At 65.6% G+C, this 18,350-nt stretch carries 16 protein-coding genes; 13 read left to right on the forward strand and 3 right to left on the reverse strand.

Features of this window, described 5'->3' with window-relative positions; genetic code table 11:
* Nucleotides 1–2: 2 nt before the first annotated feature.
* From V2I30_RS07080 to V2I30_RS07090, 3 genes are read right to left on the reverse strand one after another with little or no spacing between them, the layout of a single operon-like run.
* Complete coding sequence (locus V2I30_RS07080) at nucleotides 3–800, reverse strand: hydrolase 1, exosortase A system-associated (protein ID WP_330661414.1); 798 nt, start codon at nucleotides 798–800, stop codon at nucleotides 3–5.
* Nucleotides 797–1,477: a hypothetical protein gene (locus tag V2I30_RS07085; protein ID WP_330661415.1), complete on the reverse strand. Its 681-nt coding sequence runs from the start codon at nucleotides 1,475–1,477 to the stop codon at nucleotides 797–799. Before V2I30_RS07085 ends, V2I30_RS07080 begins: the two co-directional genes overlap by 4 nt.
* Before the next feature lie 31 nt (nucleotides 1,478–1,508).
* Nucleotides 1,509–1,847: an acyl carrier protein gene (locus tag V2I30_RS07090; protein ID WP_330661416.1), complete on the reverse strand. Its 339-nt coding sequence runs from the start codon at nucleotides 1,845–1,847 to the stop codon at nucleotides 1,509–1,511.
* A 265-nt stretch (nucleotides 1,848–2,112) separates the two neighbouring features.
* On the opposite strand from V2I30_RS07090, the gene V2I30_RS07095 reads away from it, so the two are divergent.
* The 13 genes from V2I30_RS07095 to V2I30_RS07155 all read left to right on the forward strand — a co-directional run bounded on the left by V2I30_RS07095 (nucleotide 2,113) and on the right by V2I30_RS07155 (nucleotide 18,330).
* Nucleotides 2,113–3,657, forward strand: coding sequence for an acyl-CoA ligase (AMP-forming), exosortase A system-associated (locus V2I30_RS07095; RefSeq protein WP_330661417.1), 1,545 nt, complete (start codon nucleotides 2,113–2,115; stop codon nucleotides 3,655–3,657).
* Nucleotides 3,657–4,889 carry a pyridoxal-dependent decarboxylase, exosortase A system-associated gene (locus V2I30_RS07100; protein WP_330661638.1) on the forward strand — a complete coding sequence of 411 codons (1,233 nt, stop codon included), beginning with the start codon at nucleotides 3,657–3,659 and terminating at the stop codon, nucleotides 4,887–4,889. Before V2I30_RS07095 ends, V2I30_RS07100 begins: the two co-directional genes overlap by 1 nt.
* A gap of 181 nt (nucleotides 4,890–5,070) precedes the next feature.
* A complete protein-coding gene (locus V2I30_RS07105) occupies nucleotides 5,071–5,712 on the forward strand; it encodes an XrtA/PEP-CTERM system exopolysaccharide export protein (protein ID WP_330661418.1) in 642 nt (213 codons plus the stop codon).
* A 4-nt stretch (nucleotides 5,713–5,716) separates the two neighbouring features.
* Nucleotides 5,717–7,240 carry an XrtA system polysaccharide chain length determinant gene (locus V2I30_RS07110; RefSeq protein WP_330661419.1) on the forward strand — a complete coding sequence of 508 codons (1,524 nt, stop codon included), beginning with the start codon at nucleotides 5,717–5,719 and terminating at the stop codon, nucleotides 7,238–7,240.
* Between the two features lie 10 nt (nucleotides 7,241–7,250).
* Complete coding sequence (locus V2I30_RS07115) at nucleotides 7,251–8,189, forward strand: P-loop NTPase (RefSeq protein ID WP_330661420.1); 939 nt, start codon at nucleotides 7,251–7,253, stop codon at nucleotides 8,187–8,189.
* Nucleotides 8,186–9,823, forward strand: coding sequence for a preprotein translocase subunit YajC (locus V2I30_RS07120; RefSeq protein WP_330661421.1), 1,638 nt, complete (start codon nucleotides 8,186–8,188; stop codon nucleotides 9,821–9,823). Before V2I30_RS07115 ends, V2I30_RS07120 begins: the two co-directional genes overlap by 4 nt.
* 24 nt (nucleotides 9,824–9,847) lie before the next feature.
* The gene (locus V2I30_RS07125; RefSeq protein WP_330661422.1) at nucleotides 9,848–11,014 is read left to right on the forward strand and encodes an XrtA/PEP-CTERM system-associated ATPase; all 1,167 of its coding nucleotides are present in this window, start codon (nucleotides 9,848–9,850) and stop codon (nucleotides 11,012–11,014) included.
* 2 nt (nucleotides 11,015–11,016) lie between these two features.
* Nucleotides 11,017–11,955: an XrtA system polysaccharide deacetylase gene (locus V2I30_RS07130; RefSeq protein WP_330661423.1), complete on the forward strand. Its 939-nt coding sequence runs from the start codon at nucleotides 11,017–11,019 to the stop codon at nucleotides 11,953–11,955.
* On the forward strand, nucleotides 11,952–13,016 hold the full coding sequence (locus V2I30_RS07135) for a FemAB family XrtA/PEP-CTERM system-associated protein (RefSeq protein WP_330661424.1): 1,065 nt from the start codon (nucleotides 11,952–11,954) through the stop codon (nucleotides 13,014–13,016). The genes V2I30_RS07130 and V2I30_RS07135 overlap by 4 nt, the downstream gene beginning before the upstream one ends.
* 18 nt (nucleotides 13,017–13,034) lie before the next feature.
* Nucleotides 13,035–14,279, forward strand: a complete 1,245-nt coding sequence (locus tag V2I30_RS07140; protein WP_330661425.1) for a TIGR03087 family PEP-CTERM/XrtA system glycosyltransferase — start codon at nucleotides 13,035–13,037, stop codon at nucleotides 14,277–14,279.
* On the forward strand, nucleotides 14,269–15,291 hold the full coding sequence (gene xrtA / locus V2I30_RS07145) for an exosortase A (RefSeq protein WP_330661426.1): 1,023 nt from the start codon (nucleotides 14,269–14,271) through the stop codon (nucleotides 15,289–15,291). Before V2I30_RS07140 ends, xrtA begins: the two co-directional genes overlap by 11 nt.
* Nucleotides 15,292–15,309: 18 nt before the next feature.
* Entirely contained in the window at nucleotides 15,310–17,208 is a 1,899-nt protein-coding gene (locus V2I30_RS07150; protein ID WP_330661427.1) for an XrtA/PEP-CTERM system amidotransferase, read from the forward strand.
* A gap of 198 nt (nucleotides 17,209–17,406) precedes the next feature.
* The gene (locus V2I30_RS07155; RefSeq protein ID WP_330661428.1) at nucleotides 17,407–18,330 is read left to right on the forward strand and encodes a crotonase/enoyl-CoA hydratase family protein; all 924 of its coding nucleotides are present in this window, start codon (nucleotides 17,407–17,409) and stop codon (nucleotides 18,328–18,330) included.
* Nucleotides 18,331–18,350 lie beyond the last annotated feature (20 nt).

The following is an 18,350-nucleotide window of genomic DNA, read 5'->3' on the forward strand; positions in this document are numbered from 1 at the left end:
CCTCAGGCGCGCAAAGCCGCGAGGATCTGTTCTTCCAGCCATTGGCGATGCGCAGATTCGACATAGCTGTGCCCTGCATCGGGGCAGATTTGGAGGCGGGTGTCGTCCCCGTCCCACTGCTCAGCAAAAGCCTGTGCTGTACGGTCTGCTCCGGCGAGAAGGATGCGCGCCGGGCCGTCGAAATCGGCAAGCCCGTCCCGCATTTCCGCAGCGAGCGTCGAGGCAGGTGCCGCAGGGCGCACGGCGCGAAGCACACCCCGCGCTAGCTTGCCGACATCGACGCCGCCGCGCAGCAACCGCGCGATCTCGCGCGGGTCCTTGAGCTTGTTGGCATAGCGCGCGCGGATCGCGCCGGGAGCATGCTGTGGTTCGCCCTGATCCGCGTCGCCATCGGCCTCCTCGTCGAAGGTCCAGGGATTGGACAGCACCAGCCCGTCGAACCCCGCTCCGCCCGCCAGCATCAGCGCCGAGGCCGCGTCGCAATTGCCGAAACCGACGACGCGCTCCATCTGCGGTGCCATCGCGCGAAAGGCTTCGAGCGCGCAAGAAATGTCGCCTTTACTCGAGCGGAAACCGCGATTTTCGCCTTCGCTGTCGCCGATCCCGCGCCGGTCGAAACGCAAGGCCGGAAAGCCCCGCTGCGCGATCGCGGCGGCGAGATGCGACTGGGTGGAAAAGGCGCCCGCGCGGACTTCGTTACCCCCGCTTACGATCAGTAGGCCAGTGGTGCCCGGCGCCGTGTCGAGCGTGCCCGCGAGCTTCAGGCTGCCGCAACCGAAGGCGAAGTGCAGCCTTTTCATCCCCCAAGCCCCGCGGCCACGATGTTCGCCAGCTCTTGCGAGGCCGCTTCGTCCTCATCAGGCTCGGCGCGCAGCCAGAGCGGACGGCCGGGGATTTGCGCCTGCGCGATGCTGACGGTCTGCGGATCGTCCAGTGGTTCGGCCTGTTCTAGTTCGCGGAACATCGCCGCGCCGATCGGCCAGCCCGCAAGGCGCACCCCTTCGACCCGCCCTCGTTCTAACAACTGCTGCGAGCTTACCTCTTCCCCGGCCTCGCGCGCCGCGACCACGCCGGCGCGGACCATACCGCGCACGATCTTCCCACCGCTTACCGGCGCATAGAACCATGAGGGCAGTCCCGGAGGCGCTATCAACGCGCCCCCGCGAATGGCGAGGACATGGGTCGCCTCCGCATCGTGTACGGCTTCCTCGGCGGCCTTACGCCATGTCGCCAGGGTCTCCTCCGCAAGCGGAGCCAGGCTTTCGTTGCAACCCGGCAGGTCGGGCAGATAGCTTGCAATTCCCTGCTCGCTAAGAGCACGCATGGCCTGCACCGTGAAACGGCGCATCCGGTTGGCCTCGTCGAATAAAGCGGGCAGCATAAGCAGGCGCGGCTCGCTCGTCCCTTCGAAAGCCAGCAACATTTCCTCGCCAGTCCCGCCGCCGGCGAGCGGCGCATGCCAGGTGAGGTGCTTCATCACGCGCGCCCGATCCGCAGCCCGGCGCTGCCTAAGCGCCGATCAGCTTCGCCTCGGCAAAGGCGAGTAGGCCGCCATAGGTTTCGAGCATTTCGCCCTCGACATCCTCGTCCTCGATCACAATGCCGAGCCGGTCTTCCATCTCGGTGAGCAGGCTCGCCACGGCCATGGAATCGAGTTCGGGCAGGTGACCGAACAAACCGCTGTCCGCATCCATCGCATTCGCCTGCGCGGCGTCGATTCCCAGGATGTCGGCGATAATCGATTTGAGCGTGGTATCGAGTTCGGCGCGGCTCGTCTCCAGCGCAGTATCCGCGCTCGCCATTCTCGCATTCTCGCTCGTGTCGCCGGTCGCAGGTTGGGTGCTCATCGAACAGGCATCCTCGTAAACGCGGCGGCCTTGCGGCCGCCCGGGGCGGTTCTTCGCGTCAGACCGGCGCTGTTAACGGGGCGGGGGGCGGCGTGCAAGTCGAGGGGCTTCGGTGGCTCTTCGATAGCAAGGCAATTCATCAGTTCGCGCGGCCCGACCGTCGGGGGCCGCTCGCAGCGCGACAGCAGAGAGGCCTTGCATATCCTTAACGCTGCCGTGATACCGCGGCCCGATCATCTGCTCCCACTTCGATCGTATCGCCATAATGTCTGCCCAAACCGACCCCGCGCCGTGCCCGATCGACCATCTGGTCGAACGCTCGGGTGCTCGCGGTCTTGGCGGGTCGGATGCCCTCATCCTGCGCGATGAGGTGCTCAGCCATGATACGTTGAAGCGCCGGATCGAGCGGCTTTCCGGATGGTTGTCGCGCGAGATTCCAGGGAAGGGCGAGCGGATCGCGAGCTGGGCGGCGAAGGGCGAACTCACCTGCCTTCTGCCGCTTGCCGCCGCCCGGGCGGGGCATGTCCATGTGCCGATCAACCCGCTGCTGAAACGCACGCAGGCGGCGCATATTCTCGCCGACAGCGAGGCTGCGATGCTGATCGGCACGCCGTCGCGGCTCGCATCGCTCGAACCGGGCGATGCCCCTGCGAATTGCGCATTATGGGAAGAGGCCGACGCGCTCGAAGCTACGTGCGATGCCGACATCGCGCTCGGGCCGAGCCAAGCGAATACCGGCGAGCTTGCGGCCATCCTTTACACCAGCGGATCGACCGGGCGCCCCAAGGGCGTGATGCTCAGCCATGCCAATCTCTGGCTCGGCGCCGCCAGCGTTGCGCATTATTTGAAGCTGCAAGACGACGAGGTGACCCTGGCGGTCCTGCCGCTTTCCTTCGATTACGGGCAGAACCAGCTGTTATCGACCTGGTATGCAGGCGGCGCAGTGGTGCCGCTCGATTTCCTGTTCCCCCGCGACGTGATCAAGGCCTGCGCGCATCACGGCGTCACGACGCTCGCCGCAGTGCCGCCGCTCTGGGTGCAGCTTGCCGAGGTCGATTGGCCGGCAGAAGCGCGGGCGAGCCTGCGTCGGCTGACCAATAGCGGCGGCGCACTCACTGTCGATCTCGTGCGTCAGCTGCGCACGCTGTTTCCCGCAGGCGATCTTTATCCCATGTACGGCCTGACCGAAGCCTTCCGTTCGACATATCTCGAACCCGCGCTCGTCGATTTGCACCCGACTTCGATGGGGCGGGCCATCCCGTTCGCCGAAATATTGGTGATCGATGAGGAGGGCGCTGTCGCTGCCGATGGGGCGGAGGGCGAACTGGTCCATTGTGGACCGCTGGTGGCACATGGTTATTGGCGCGATGAAGAGCGCAGCGCGGAGCGTTTCCGCCCGGCCCCCGCGGCCTCGCATTATGGCGGCACGGCGGTGTGGTCGGGCGACAGGGTGCGGCGCGAGGCGGATGGCCTACTCTATTTCGTCGGACGGCGCGATGCGATGATCAAGAGCGCAGGGAACCGGATCAGTCCGCAAGAGATCGAGGAAGCGGCGCTGGCGACCGGCTTTGTGACGCAGGCGGTGGCGCTTGGCGTGCCCGACGAAAGGCTGGGGCAGGCGATCCATCTGGTCGTGCGTGGAGCGAACGATAACGACGAGAAGAATAGACTTATCAGTGCTGTAAAGCGAGAACTTCCGAATTTCATGCAGCCGCGAGAAGTTCATTGGCGCAGCGACATGCCGCTGAACCCCAATGGCAAGATCGACCGTGCCGCGCTTCTTCGCGAGCTTTCGGGAGACGCGCCGTGATCAAGGCGAAGCCGCTCGGACCGATCCCCGAAGGCTATGAATCCAAAGCTGGCGAGCTTGCAATCGGGGGGCGTACGTCGAGCGAGCTCGTAGAGATTGCCGGTCGCACGCCGCTCTTCGTCTATTCGAAGGCGCATCTGGACGCGCGCATCGCCGCGTTACGCGCCACTATGCCCCGTCGCATCGGCATCAATTACGCGGTCAAGGCCAATCCCCATCCGGATGTGATCGCACATATGGCACCGCTTGTGGACGGCTTTGACATCGCTTCGGCAGGCGAACTTGGCTTTCTTCAGGCGGCGGATATCGCGCCCGCGCGCATCAGCTTTGCCGGACCCGGCAAGCGCGACGAGGAGCTTGAGGCGGCGATCGCCGCAGGCGTGACTCTCAATTGCGAGTCTCGCGGCGAGGCGATGCGCGCAATCGATATCGGTCAGCGCCTAGGCACAGCGCCGCGCATCGCGATCCGGGTCAATCCTGATTTCGAGCTCAAGGGCTCGGGCATGAAGATGGGCGGCGGTGCCAAGCCGTTCGGTGTCGATGCGAACGAAGTGCCGGACCTTGCGCGCATGGTGATCGCCGGGGGGGCCGTGTGGCGCGGGCTGCATATCTTCACCGGCAGTCAGGCGCTTAGCGCAGAAGCGATCTTAGAAACGCAAGCCAACGTTCTGAATTTGGCCGATGAACTTGCACAGGATATCGGTGAGCCTTTGCCCAAGCTGAACCTTGGTGGGGGATTCGGCATCCCTTATTTCCCGGGCGACGAGCCGCTCAATCTTTCCGCGATAGGCGCCGGGCTCGCGCAGCTTTGCGACGATTTGCCGTCAAACCTTGCGGATACCGAATTGTGCCTCGAACTCGGGCGCTATCTCGTCGGCGAAGCGGGGGTCTATCTCGCCCGCATCGTCGATCGCAAGGTCAGCCACGGCGTCACCTATCTCGTGACCGACGGTGGGCTCCATCACCAACTTGCCGCGTCGGGCAATTTCGGAACCGTGGTGCGGCGCAATTATCCCCTGGCCATCGCCACCCGCTTCGCTGCCGATCCGGAGGAGGTGGTTAACGTCGTCGGGTGCCTGTGCACCCCGCTCGATCGGCTCGCCGATCAAGCCCTCCTGCCGCGCGCCGAAGTGGGCGATCTGGTCGCGGTGTTCTGCGCCGGCGCCTACGGCGCGACCGCCTCGCCGGCGGCTTTCCTCGGTCACGGACCGGCTGGCGAGCTGCTGATTTAGGAACCCGCCCGCCGCTGTCCCGCATCGGGATGGGCCTGCGATTTGCAGGTTATTCCTAACACAATGTTCACCAATATCGTCGAGGACGCCGGGCGTCGCTCGCGGCGAAACCCGGCTTGCAGGTCGCTCCTGCGAGAGAAGACCGGGCGGCGGCGCCAGTCATGACCCGAGGAACGTATCGATGCCCCAAAACTCGTCCTTCGCCCGCCTCGCAGCGGCCCTATGCGCGACCGGCGCGCTCACCGCCTGCGGAGCGGGCGGACCCGAACTACCGTCTGCCAGCTACGCCACGGCAAGCACGGCGCCGAGCGAGGAATATATCATCGGCCCGCTCGACGAGATCACGATCCATGTTTGGCGCAATCCGGAACTCAGCGCGGAGAAGATCCAGGTGCGGCCCGACGGGCGCATTACCATCCCGCTGGTGCGCGACATGCCCGCCGTTGGCAAGACCGCGACCCAGCTGCAGGACGATATTCGCGATGAGCTCGTCCAGTATATCGAACAGCCGATCGTCTCGGTCATCGTCAACGAATTTAACTCGACCTTCGACCAGCAAATCCGCGTCGTCGGCTCGACCGAACAGCCCGCCTCGCTCCCCTACCGTGCCAACATGACCGTGCTCGACGCGATGATCGCGGTCGGGGGCCTCGGCGAATTCGCCTCGGGCAACCGCGCCAAGCTGCTGCGGATCGATCGCGAGAAAGGCAACCAGACCGAATATCGCCTTCGCCTCGCCGATCTCCTCAAGCGCGGCGATGCGAGCGCCAATGTGATGCTGCGTCCGGGCGATACGATCATCATCCCGGAGAGCCGGTTCTAGGCCGATGAGCGAAGTCTTCGAGGAACTGCGCGCAGCGCTCCATTCGATCTGGCATCGGCGCTGGCTGGCGCTGGGCGTGGCGTGGGGTGTGTGTCTCGCGGGATGGCTGATCGTCGCGCTCATCCCCAACACCTACGAATCCAAGGCGCGCATCTATGTCGATGTCGACGATGTGCTTTCCGAACAGCTGGGTATTGCCGGTGATGGGCGGGAGGAAATCACGCGGGTGCGCCAGACGCTGCTCTCCTCGATCAACCTCGAAAAGGTGATCACGGCGACGAAGCTCGGCGAAGGCATTTCCGAGCGCGGCGATCTCGACAATGCGATCGCGCGGTTGGCCGAGGACGTGAAGGTCGAGAGCGAGGAGGACAATCTGTTCTCGATCACCGCCAAGGTCGGCAAGTCCGATCTGAGCGATGCGGAGAATGCGGTGCTCGTGCGCAATGTGGTGCAAAAGCTGCTGGATATCTTTCGCGAGGAACACATCTCGGGCAACCGCGCCGAGATCAGTGGCGCGATCGCCGACCTCAACGATCAGCTCGGCGAGCGCAAGCTGGAGCTTGAAGCGGCCGAGGAACGCCGGTTGTCCTTCGAGGCGCAATATCCTGACCTTATCGGCGGCTCCAACGCCCTGACGACGCGGGTGCAGCAGGCGCGGACCGAATTGCGCGACACCGAGGCCGATCTCGCCGCCGCGCAAAGCGCGCTCGCCGCCATCAGTAGCCAGGTCGCGAGCACGCCGCGGGTGCTGATGGGCGGCGCGGATGCGGTCGGCCCGCGTGCGGCGCTGCTCCAGGCGCAGGCCCAGCTTGCCGAACTGCGCGCGCGCGGTCTCACCGAACAGCATCCCGATGTCATCTCCACCAGTCGCCAGGTCGACATCCTGACGCGGCAGGTCGCCAGCATCGGTCCGGGCCAGGTGAGCGGAACGCCCAACCCGGCCTATTCCTCGCTTCTCGCCCTGCGCGCCGATCGCCAAGCGTCGATCGAGGCGCTGCAGGCCCGTCGTGCGGCGCTGCAATCGCAGCTCGCCTCGCTTGCGGCGAGCCAGGCATCGGAACCCGCCGTCGCCGCCGAAGCCAACCGAATCAGCCGCGACTACGACGTGCTGCGCAGCAATTACGAAAGACTGCTCGAAGACCGCGAGAAGCTGCGCACCCGCGGCGACGTGGTCGATGAGACGAGCCAATACAAGTTCGACCTCGTCGACCCGCCGGTGGTGCCGCAACAGCCGGTCGCGCCCAATCGCATCCTGCTGCTCCTCGCGGTGCTTGTGCTGGGCTGCGGAGCCGGGGCGGGCGTCACCTATGCAAGTGCGCAGCTGCGCTCGACCTTCGCAACGAGCCAGCGGCTCGAGCGCGCGACGGGCCTGCCGGTAATCGGTGCCATTTCGCTCACCTTGTCCGACGCGGCGAGGGCAGCGCGCCGCCGCCGCTCGAACCAGTTCGCCGGAGCCGCCGCTGCGCTGGTCGGCGTGCTCGCCATCCTGCTGGTGATCGAGGTCGTCTCGGTCGGAACGATCGCGTGAGGGCCGTGGCATGACGCAACATTCGAAGATCGACAGCACGCAGGTCAAGCCGGCATCGCTGTTCGAGCGCGCCGATGCGTTGCTCGGCGGCGGGGCGTTGAGCGGGAGACCGGTTCCGGCCGATTTGCCGCCCGCGCGCAAACCTGCCGCACCAGCACCTGCGCCGCAAAGCGAACGCCCATCGCCGATTGCCGTGTCCGAACAGGGCGAGTCGGTCGCCTTCACCGGACCGCATCTCGCGATCGACCGCGAGAAGCTGCGCGAGGAGGGGCTGATCATCCCCGAAGAGGCCGCAACCGCGCTGCTTGAGGAGTTCCGTATCGTGAAGCGCGAACTGCTCGCCGATGCGCGTGCGAGCGTGACTGGAACGGCGAACCGGGTGCTGGTCTCTTCTCCCCATGCCGGCGAGGGCAAGACTTATTGCGCCGTAAATTTGGCTATCGCACTGGCGGCGGAACGAGAGATCGAAGTCGTGCTGGTGGATGCCGACATGCTCGACCCGTCCATCCCGCGCCGCCTCGGCGTCGAAAGCGGACCGGGCCTGATGGACGTGCTGTCGGATGAGAGCATCGCGCCAGAGAGCCTTGTTTCGCCGACCGATATCGGAGGGCTCCACGTTCTTAGCGCCGGAAATGGTTCGGTGCGCGATACCGAATATCTGGCGGGCGGGCGGATCGAGGCGGTGCTGGAGCGGCTGACCCGCGGCGCGCCCAACCGCTTCCTAATCTTCGACACACCGCCCGCATTGGCCGCCTCGCCTGCGGCCGAGCTCGCCGCCCATGTCGGCCAGGCGCTGCTGGTGGTGCGTGCGGACGAGACCGCCCATGCGGCGCTCGACGATGCGCGCCAATTGCTGTCGGCCTGCCCCGATATCAAGCTGCTCCTCAACGCGGCGCGGTTCAGTCCTTCGGGTCGCCGCTTCGGCGATTATGGACATTCGGCCCGGTGATCTGGCTCCTACGCCTCCATGCCTTGGCTATCCTTATGGTCGCAGCCGCCCTGGCAGCCTTGCCTGCGCCCGCTGTGGCGCAAGACGGCGAAGAACGTCCGACCACCACCATTCAGCCCTATATCGAGGTTAGTCAGGTCCTCGCCGCGCAGCTATCGCCGGTCAGCGACACGCTCACTTTCACGCAGATCGCCGCGGGGGTCGATTGGAACACACAGGGGCGCAATAGCGGCGCGTCGGTCTCACTGCGCTACGAGCGCAATATCGGCTATGGCGATGCGGTCGACACCGATACGATCAGCGGTATCGCGCGCGGTTCGCTCGCGCTCGTTCCGCGCAATCTAACGCTCGAGGCCGGCGCGCTCGCCAGCCGCACGCGGGTCGATGCGGGCGGCGCGGTTTCGGCCAATCCGCTGGTCAGCGAGGACGCGGCGAGCCAGATCTATTCGCTCTATGCCGGCCCCACCTTCGCTGCGCGCACCGGCGCGGTCGAGGTGACGGGCAATGCCAGCGTCGGCTACAACCGGTTCGAGGCGCAGGACGCGGCTTTCGACGCAGATGGCGAACCGATCGACGTCTTCGACGACAGCGTCACCTATCGCGGCCAGGTGCGCGCTGCGACGCGCGTCGGCGATCCCTTCCCGGTCGGTCTTGCCGTCACTGCAGGCGGCTTTCAGGAGGACATCTCGAACCTCGATCAGCGCGTGCGCGACGTCTTCGTGCGCGCCGACGTGACGATCCCGATCGCGCCCACGATCGCCATCGTCGGCGGGGTGGGATACGAGAATGTCGAAGTTTCGAGCCGCGACGTGCTGCGCAATGCGAATGGCGATCCGGTGATCGGCCCCGACGGCCGCTTTCAGACCGATAGCAGCGCCCCGCGCGCCATCGCCTTCGACGTCGACGGTTTCCTGTGGGATGTGGGCGTCCTTTGGCGCCCCAGTTCGCGCACCTCGCTCTCCGCCTTTGTAGGCGAGCGCTATGACAGCGCGACCTATTACGGCAATTTCACCTACCAGCCCGATCGACGCAGCGCGCTTGCCATCAACGTCTATGACAGCGTCTCCGGTTTCGGCGGGGTGCTCGGCAATTCGCTCGCGCGCCTGTCGAGCGATTTCGTCGCACAGCGCAATCCGGTCAGCGGTGATTTCGGCGGCCTCGTGTCCGACGAGGACGGTGTTGGCTTGGTCAATGCGCTCGGCTCGGTGCGTTCGGCGGCCTTTCGCGGACGCGGCATGGCGGCGAGTTACCGCCGACAGATCGGCCGCCTCACCGCCGCACTGGGCGCCGGATACGATCGGCGCACCTTCCTCGCCGCCGAGGGCACCGTGCTCGAAGAGCTCGACGGTTTGACAGACGAAAGTTATTATATAACAGGCGCTTTGACCCGGCAGTTGGGACGCAATGCGAACCTCCAAGCTAATGCCTATGTCAACTGGTTCGATGCGGCCGCAGAGGGCGAGGGCGCCGGCGGCGATCTCACCGCGCTGGGCGCATCTGCCTCCTACAACCGTTCTCTGACCGAACGCCTGATCGCCCGCGCGGCGATCGCGATCGACTATTTCGACCCCGAGTTCACCTCCGACGATTTCGCGACGGCAAGCGCGCTGCTGGGCCTTCGCTACAACTTCTAACGCCTCTGAAAGCCGAGGATAGACATGCACGATCAATATTACGGCTTCACCGCCCGCCCGTTTCAATTGACGCCCGATCCTGCGTTCTATTTCGAGAGCGCGAGCCATCGCAAGGCGCTGAGCTATTTGGGCTACGGCATGAACCAGGCGGAAGGCTTTATCGTCATCACCGGCGAAGTAGGCGCGGGCAAGTCGACGCTGGTCGAGCTTCTGCTTAAGCGGCTCGATCCGGAGCATATTACGGCGGCGCAGATCGTTACTTCGGCGCTCGATGCGGGCGAGCTCGTCCACATCGTCGCCGATGCTTTCGGGCTCGAAGTCGCAGGTCATGACAAGGCGGCGGCGCTCGGTGCAATCGAACGCTTCCTGCAAGACGAGGCGCGCGCCGGGCGGCGCTGCCTACTGATCGTCGACGAATGCCAGAACCTCGATCTCGCCGCGCTCGAAGAATTGCGAATGCTCTCCAATTTCCAGCTCGGCGCGCACCCGCTCCTGCAGAGCCTGCTGCTCGGGCAGCCCGAATTCCGGCGGACTCTTGCACGCCATCCCGATCTCGAACAGCTGCGCCAGCGGATCATCGCCTCGCATCACCTGGAAGCGATGGAGGCGGACGAGGTTGCCGCCTATATCCGCCACCGTCTCGAACAGGCGGGCTGGGAGGGGCGCCCCGCGCTCGATGACAGTCTGCTTCCTGCAGTTCACGAAGCGGCTGCCGGCATTCCGCGCCGCGTCAACCAGATCATGAACCGGCTGCTGCTGCTGGGAACGGTCGAGGAACGCGACGCGCTGACCACCGACATGTTGGGGCGCGTTCTGGCCGAGATGGCCGACGACCAGACCCGCGGCGCGAGCCCCGAGCCGAGCCCGCTCAGCATCGAGCCGGCGGAGCATGCACAAACGCTAGCCGACGAAGTCCCCGCAATGGCGGGGCACGTCCCGGCGCGCGAAGTCGCCGCGCTTCTCGCACAGCGCGATAGCCGCACTGCGGAGCTCGAGGCGGCCATCAGCGAATTGCAGCGTGCCAGTGTGGACACATCGGGCGATCTGCCGGCGTCACCGCGAGACCTGTCATCCCATCCATCGCTCGAACGGATCGAGGGGCGGCTCGACGAACAGGAAGCCTCCCTACGCCATGTGCTGACGATGCTGATCGAGTGGCTCGAGGACGGTCTGGAGCGCGAGGCTGCCTAAGCATGAATGCCCCCGGTCCCTTTCCCGCGCTGAATGAAAGCGCAAACCGCGACCGTATCGTCAACGGCCTGTCGGTCGATGTCGAGGACTGGTTCCAGGTCGGCGCTTTCGAGGACGTCATCGAGCGCGACGAATGGGATGGGCTGAAGACCCGCGTGGTCGACAATCTGGAACGCATCCTCGATCTGTTTGCCGAGGCGGATGTCAGGGCGACTTTCTTTACGCTCGGATGGGTCGCGCGGCGTCATCCGGCTATCATCCGCCGGATTGCCGATGCGGGCCATGAGATCGCGAGCCATGGCTACGATCACGCCCGCGTCACCTCCTTCGATCGCGCATCTTTCGCCGAGGACATTCGCAAGGCGCGCGTGATCCTAGAGGATTGCTCGGGCCGGCCGGTCACCGGCTACCGCGCGCCCAGCTTCTCGATCGATGCGCGGGTGCAGTGGGCCTTCGCCGAACTGGCCGAGCAAGGCTACGCCTATTCCTCCAGCGTCGCGCCGATCGCGCACGACCATTACGGCTGGCCCGAAGCGCCGCGCTTCGCGTTCTACCCGTTGCCCGATGCCGACCTTGTCGAGCTGCCCGTTGCCAGCGCGATCCTTGGCGGACGCCGAGTGGCGGCGGGGGGAGGGGGCTTCTTTCGCGTGCTGCCCTATGCTTTTTCGCGCTGGGCGATCCGCCAGGTGAACCGCGACGAACAGCGTCCCGCGGTGTTCTACTTTCACCCATGGGAGATCGATCCCGATCAGCCGCGCGTCCCCGGCGCGCCGATCCGCTCGCGCCTGCGCCATTATACCGGGCTGGAAAAGATGGCGGGCAAGCTGCGCGGACTGGTGCACGAATTTCGGTGGGGGCGCATGGATGCACTGGCCCGGCGCGAGGAGCGCCGCGCGGTCGAGCTCGAACTGCTGCTCGACAGTGAAGAACCCGCGCAATGAACGCGCCGGTCCGTCTGGAAACGAGCGTGCATTTCACCACGCTTCGCGATTCGGCGGAAAGGTCAGCCATCGAAGGCTTCGTGCGCGAATGCGAGGCAAGCCTTTTCCACTTGCCGCAATGGCTTACCGCGGTGGAAGCTGGCACGGGTCAGCGGGCCAGCGGCTTCGTCGCATCGCGGGGCGGAACGATCGCCGGGTGGCTCCCGATAATCGAAGTGCGCTCGCGCCTGTTCGGCAGAGCGCTGGTCTCGTCGGGTTTCGGCGTTGGCGGCGGGATCTGCGCGGTGGATGAGGGCGTGGCCGCCGCGCTCGCGCAAGCGGCGCAGTCGCATGCCGTGCGCGACAATTTCGCCAGCATCGAATGCCGCGGTGGTCCCGTCCCCGAAGGTTGGGAGGCCGTTGCGGACAAGCATTGCGGCTTCGCGAAGGAGCTTGCCGAGGATGACGAGGCGCAGCTGCTTGCCAGCCCGCGAAAAGCCCGCGCTGAAATCCGCAAGGCGCTGAAGGATGAAAGTCTGAGCGTGCGAACGGGTCGCGAGGCGGACGATCTGGCAGCGCATTACGCGGTCTATTCCGAGAGCGTGCGCAATCTCGGCACGCCGGTTTTCCCGCGCCGCCTGTTCGCTGAAATGCTGCGCGCCTTTCCCGAGGCGAGCGATATCTTGACCGTCGAACGGCATGGGAAGCCGATCGCCAGTGTGTTCTCCTTCTACCATCGGGGCGCGGTCATGCCGTTCTGGGGCGGCGGAACGCTTGCCGCTCGCGGCGCGCGCGCGAACGAGCTGATGTATTACCGGCTGATGCTGCATGCGCGCCGCCGCGGTATGACGCGGTTCGATTTCGGGCGGTCGAAAATAAAAAGTGGGCCCTATCGGTTCAAGAAGAACTGGGGGTTCGAGCCGCAGCCGCTAACCTACGCGCATTGGCATGCACCGGGCGAGACGCCGCGCGATGTCGATCCGACCAGCCCCGCATATGCGCGCAGGATCGCGCTGTGGAAGAGGCTGCCGCTGTTCATCGCCAACCGGATCGGCCCGCCGATTGCACGCGGCCTGGCCTGATCGCGCGAAGGCTGACAAGTGGGCGACATCCTCTATCTCGCGCACCGCGTGCCGTTTCCGCCCAATCGCGGCGACACGATCCGCAGCGCGCATGTCCTGCGCAAGCTGGCGACGCTGGCGCCGGTTCACGTCGGTTGTTTCGCCGACCAAGGGACAAGCGCTGCTGGAATCGCAGAATTGCGCGACCTCGCGGCAAGCGATTGCATCGTGCGCCGCCGTACACCGCTCGCGCTTGCTGGCTTGCGAAGCCTCGTCGCCGGTATCCCCGTTAGCCTCGCGGCGTTCCGCTCTTCGCAGCTGGCGCGGTGGGTACACGAAACGATTGCGCGTTATGATATCGGAGCGATCGTCGTCTTTTCTGGTCAGATGGGGCAATATGTGCCGCCGGACTTCGATGGCCGGCTTGTCGTCGATCTGTGCGATGTCGATAGCGCAAAGTTCGAATCCTATGCCGCCGGGGCAGGGCTAATTGGCCTGGTTCACGCGCGCGAAGCTAGGTTGCTAGCATGCGAGGAACAGCGGCTTGCAACTCGCGCCGATGCCACCGTGCTTATCAGCGAGCCGGAAGCCGACCTTTTGCGCGAACGTCTGGACGACCCGGGCAAAGCGCGGATCGAGGTGATCGGCAATGGTATCGACACCGCCATCTTCGATCCAGCCCTGGTCAAGCCGCACCCCGACATCGCAGCGCGCCCCGGCCCGCAGTTCATCTTCACCGGACAGATGGACTACCCGCCCAATGTCGAGGCCGCGATCTGGACTGCCCGCCGGCTGATGCCCGCTATACGTGCCGCTTTCCCGGACGCCGAGTTCCACATCGTCGGACGCGAACCCACCCGCGCGGTGCGCGCGCTGAGCGAGGCGGCGGGAGTCGAGGTATGGGGCGAGGTGCCCGACATGCGGCCCTTCCTTGCCGCCGCCACCTGCGTGCTCGCGCCGCTCAGTCTCGCGCGCGGGGTGCAGAACAAGGTGCTCGAAGCGATGGCGATGGCGCGGCCCGTCCTGCTTTCGCCGGGAGCCGCCACGGGCATTGCCGCTCGCGATGGCCAACACTGGCTGGTGAGCGAACTGGACGTGGCCGCGATGGCGAAGCGGCTTGCCACGTTGCTCGAGGATTCAGAAAGAGCCCGCGTGATCGGCGCTGCGGCGCGGCAGTTCGTGCTCGATCGCTATGGCTGGAGCGCCATGCTGACGCCGCTCGAACGCCTCGTCGGCCTGAGAGCAGGCGCGCCCACCGCGAGTAAGGTGCGCCATGCCGCCTGACGCCGCCAGTCCTCCGGCGACCCGCGCGGACACGTTCTCGCCGGGCAGGGCGCAGGCGCTCGCAATCATGGCGGCGGGCGCTGCGATCCTGGCACTGCTGACCGCTCGGGAATGGGGCGAGATGCTGCATCAATGGTGGAACGTCGATACCTACTCGCACATCCTCCTCGTGCCCTTCATCATCGCCTGGCTCGTCGCCATCAAGGCGAGCGAGCTTGCAAAGCTGATACCGCGCGCCTGGCCCGCGGGGCTGTTCCTGCTCGCAGCCGCGCTCGGGCTATGGGTGATCGGACGGATGACCGGCATCAACCTTCTCGCCCATGCCGGCGCGGTCGGCGCGTTGCAGGCGCTGGTGGTGGCGGCGATAGGGCCGCGGGCAGCTTTTGTCGTCGCCTTGCCGATCGCTTTCGCAGCAGCCCTCGTGCCGTTCGGTGAGGAGATCGTCCCGCCTCTGCAGATGGTCACCGCCAAGATCGCCATCGCGCTCACGCAGGCAAGCGGCATTCCTGCCGCGGTCGACGGCACCCATATCGACACGCCGGCCGGGCTGTTCATCGTTGCCGAGGCGTGTTCGGGCGTGCGCTTCCTGATCGCGATGCTGACGCTTTCCGTGCTCGTCTGCGCGACGCGCTTTGTCAGCTGGCGCCGCCGGGCCCTGTTCCTGCTCGCGGCGTTCGCGGTGCCGATCATCGCCAACGGTATCCGCGCTTGGGCTACCATCCTCGTCGCGCAATATTACGGCGCGGAAGTGGCCGTCGGGTTCGATCACATCGTCTATGGCTGGATCTTCTTCGGCATCGTCGTCGCTCTGATCCTGTCCGTCGCCTGGCGCTATTTCGAGCGCGCGCCGGAGGCTTATGGCTGGAACGCGGATCAGGCTGCCGCGAACCCGCTCGTCCGCCGGCTGGAAAGCCCCGCGGCCAGCCCCGTTATCGTCCTCGCCGGTGTCGCCGCGCTCGTCCTATTCGCCTCCTCGGTCACGGGCATTGCCGCCCCGGCGGGGATCGGATAACGCCCCGGCACATTGCCAATGTGCGGTATTGCCGGAATCTTCCACGCCGAAACGCCCAAGCCGGTCGACCCCAAACGGGTCGAGCGGATGTGCGACGCGATGGTCCATCGCGGGCCGGACGGGGCGGGGGTGTGGACCGATCTCGGCGTCGGGCTGGGCCATCGCCGCCTCTCGATCATCGACCTTGCCGGTTCGCCTCAGCCGATGTTATCGGCGGACGAGCGCGCGGTCATAGTCTTCAACGGCGAGATCTACAATTTCCGGGAACTGCGTGCCGAGCTCGCACGCGGTGGCACCCGTTTCCGCACCAGCGGCGACACCGAAGTCATCCTCGCGGCCTGGCAGAAATGGGGCGCTGGGTGCCTCGAGCGGCTCGACGGAATGTTCGCCTTCGCGCTCTACGATCGGGCGAAGCGCCAGCTGTTCCTTGCGCGCGACCGGTTCGGGGTCAAACCGCTCTTCATGACGCGCCTTCCCGATGGCGGGCTCGCCTTCGCCAGCGAGTTGAAGGGGCTGATCGCGCACCCGCAGATGCGGCGCGCGCTCGATCCGCACGCGCTCGATGCCTATCTGACCTGGGGCTACGTCCCCGACAGCCATGCGATCCTTGCCGGCGTGACCAAGCTGCGCGCCGGCAATTACCTGCTGCTCGAACAGGGCAAGCCCATGCCGAAGCAGCGCCGCTGGTATGACATAAGCTTTGCCGAACGCGCACGGGGCAGCGAGGCGGAGCTGTCCGCCGAGCTAATCGGCCGGATGCGCAACGCGGTGCAGTCGCGTATGGTTTCCGACGTACCACTGGGCGCGTTCCTTTCGGGCGGGGTGGATTCCTCCTCGGTGGTCGCGCTGATGAGCGAGGCGAGCGCGCATTCGGTGGCGACCTGCTCGATCGGCTTCGATGTCGCCGCACATGACGAGACGACCTATGCCGAGCGGGTTGCGGCGCAGTTTGGCACAAAGCACGAGGCGCGCATCGTCGGCAAGGACGATTTCGGCGCGCTGGCGCAGATCGCGGCGATGTTTGACGAACCTTTCGCCGATGCGTCCGCCCTGCCGACCTGGCGGGTATGCCAACTGGCGCGCGAAAAGGTCACCGTGGCGCTGTCGGGCGACGGCGCGGACGAAGCCTTCGCCGGCTATCGCAGACAGGTGTTCCACCATCACGAAGAGCGGGTACGCGGAATGCTGCCTGAAGCCTTTCGCGAGTCCGTTTTCGGCGGGCTCGGCCGGGTCTGGCCCAAGGCCGACTGGGCCCCGCGGCCTCTACGCGCGAAGGCGACGCTGCTCGCGCTCGCCCAAGGGGGAGATGCGGGTTATGCGAGCGCCCTGGCGGTCATGGGTTCGCAGGTGAGACATGCTCTTTATTCGAGCGCTTTCAAACGCCAGCTTGCTGGTTTCCGCGCTGAGGATGAGCTTGTCGGGCTGATGCGCAAAGCCCCGGCACGCAGCGGGCTCGACCGGGCGCAATATGCCGATCTTACCTTCTGGCTCCCCGGTGACATCCTCACCAAGATCGATCGCACCAGTATGTCCGTCAGCCTCGAGGCACGCGAGCCGCTGCTCGACCATCGGCTTGTCGAGTTCGCGAGCAGCTTGCCCGAACGCATGCGGGTGCGCGGGACGACGGGCAAATATCTGCTTAAATCCGCCATGGGGCGCTACCTGCCGCGCGACATTCTTTACCGGTCCAAACAGGGTTTCGTCACTCCGATCGCGGAATGGATGCGCGGTCCCTTGCAAGGCGATGTGCGGGCGATTGCGGCGGGCTCTGCACTGGCGCGCTCTGGCCTGTTCGACACGTCGCGGATCGCGCAGATGGCGGAGGATCACATCGCGGGCCGCTCGGACCATTCGCGCGGCCTGTGGCAGATGCTGATGCTCGATGTCTCGCTGCGAAGGCTCGGCGTCTGGTCCTGACATCCGCGGTCGAGCATTTTGCGGGCCTGCTAGCAGGCCGAGGGGAGGGCCTCACCGACTCGCTTCGTCCCGTTTTGCCGACAAAGGATTTGCTATTGCGCCGCCCATCGGCCTAACAATTCTTGTGCAGTGCGGAACATACCGTGCGCACGGCCGCCTTTTCGGCGGACAAAACAGGGTCAGATGGAGAAGCGGACAATGGATAGCGGTGTCGCAAGGGCAATTCCGTTGGACGATGAGGAAGAACTGTTCTGCAAAAGCGCGCTGCAAAGCGCGGTGCCGGGAGCGCTGTTCGAACTCGAAGAACTCGATGTGCTTTACGAGGACGCCAGCGCGGCCTTGTGGACATTTATGCGGCCCGCCGATCGCCCGAGTTTCACTCCTGCGATGCTCCGCGATTTCGAAAGCTGGCAGGATCTGATCGCGGATGGCTTCGGCCCCGAGAAGGTGCCGCTGCGTTATCTCGTGCTCGGTTCGCGCGCGCCCAACGTCTTCTGCTTCGGCGGCGATCTCGAACTGTTTCAGCGCCTTATCCGCGAGCGCAACAGGGCTGGGCTGGTCGAGTACGGGCACCGCTGCTGTTCGATCCTTCATCGCAATATCGCGACGCTCGGTATTCCGATGCTGACGATCGGGCTCGTTCAGGGCGCAGCGCTGGGCGGCGGGTTCGAGGCATTGCTGTCCTTCGACTATATCGTGGCCGAGCGCGACGCGACCTTCGGCCTTCCCGAAATCATGTTCGGCCTGTTCCCCGGTATGGGCGCCCATGCCCTGCTGGCGCGCAAGCTCGGCAGCGCGATGGCCGACCGTATCATCGTCTCCAACGCGACCTACACCGCCGAAGAGCTTTACCAGCTGGGCATCGTTCACCACTTGGCCGAGCCGGGGGACGGGGTGAATGCAGTGCGCGACTTCATCAAGAAGTCCGAGCGTCGCCATGCCGGCCTCATCGGTTCGCGCCGGGCAATCAAGCGGGTGTGGCAGCTGGAGCTTGCCGAACTCAACGAGATCACCGAATTGTGGGCCGACACCGCGCTGCAGCTGAGCGAGACCGACCTCAAGGTGATGAACCGCCTCGTCGCCGCGCAGGGCCGTCTTGCGGAGCGCATTGCCGCCGCCTGATCGATCCGCCGTCCAGTACG

It is taken from the genome of Erythrobacter sp. (genome assembly GCF_036351135.1).
Taxonomy (GTDB): Bacteria; Pseudomonadota; Alphaproteobacteria; order Sphingomonadales; family Sphingomonadaceae; genus Erythrobacter.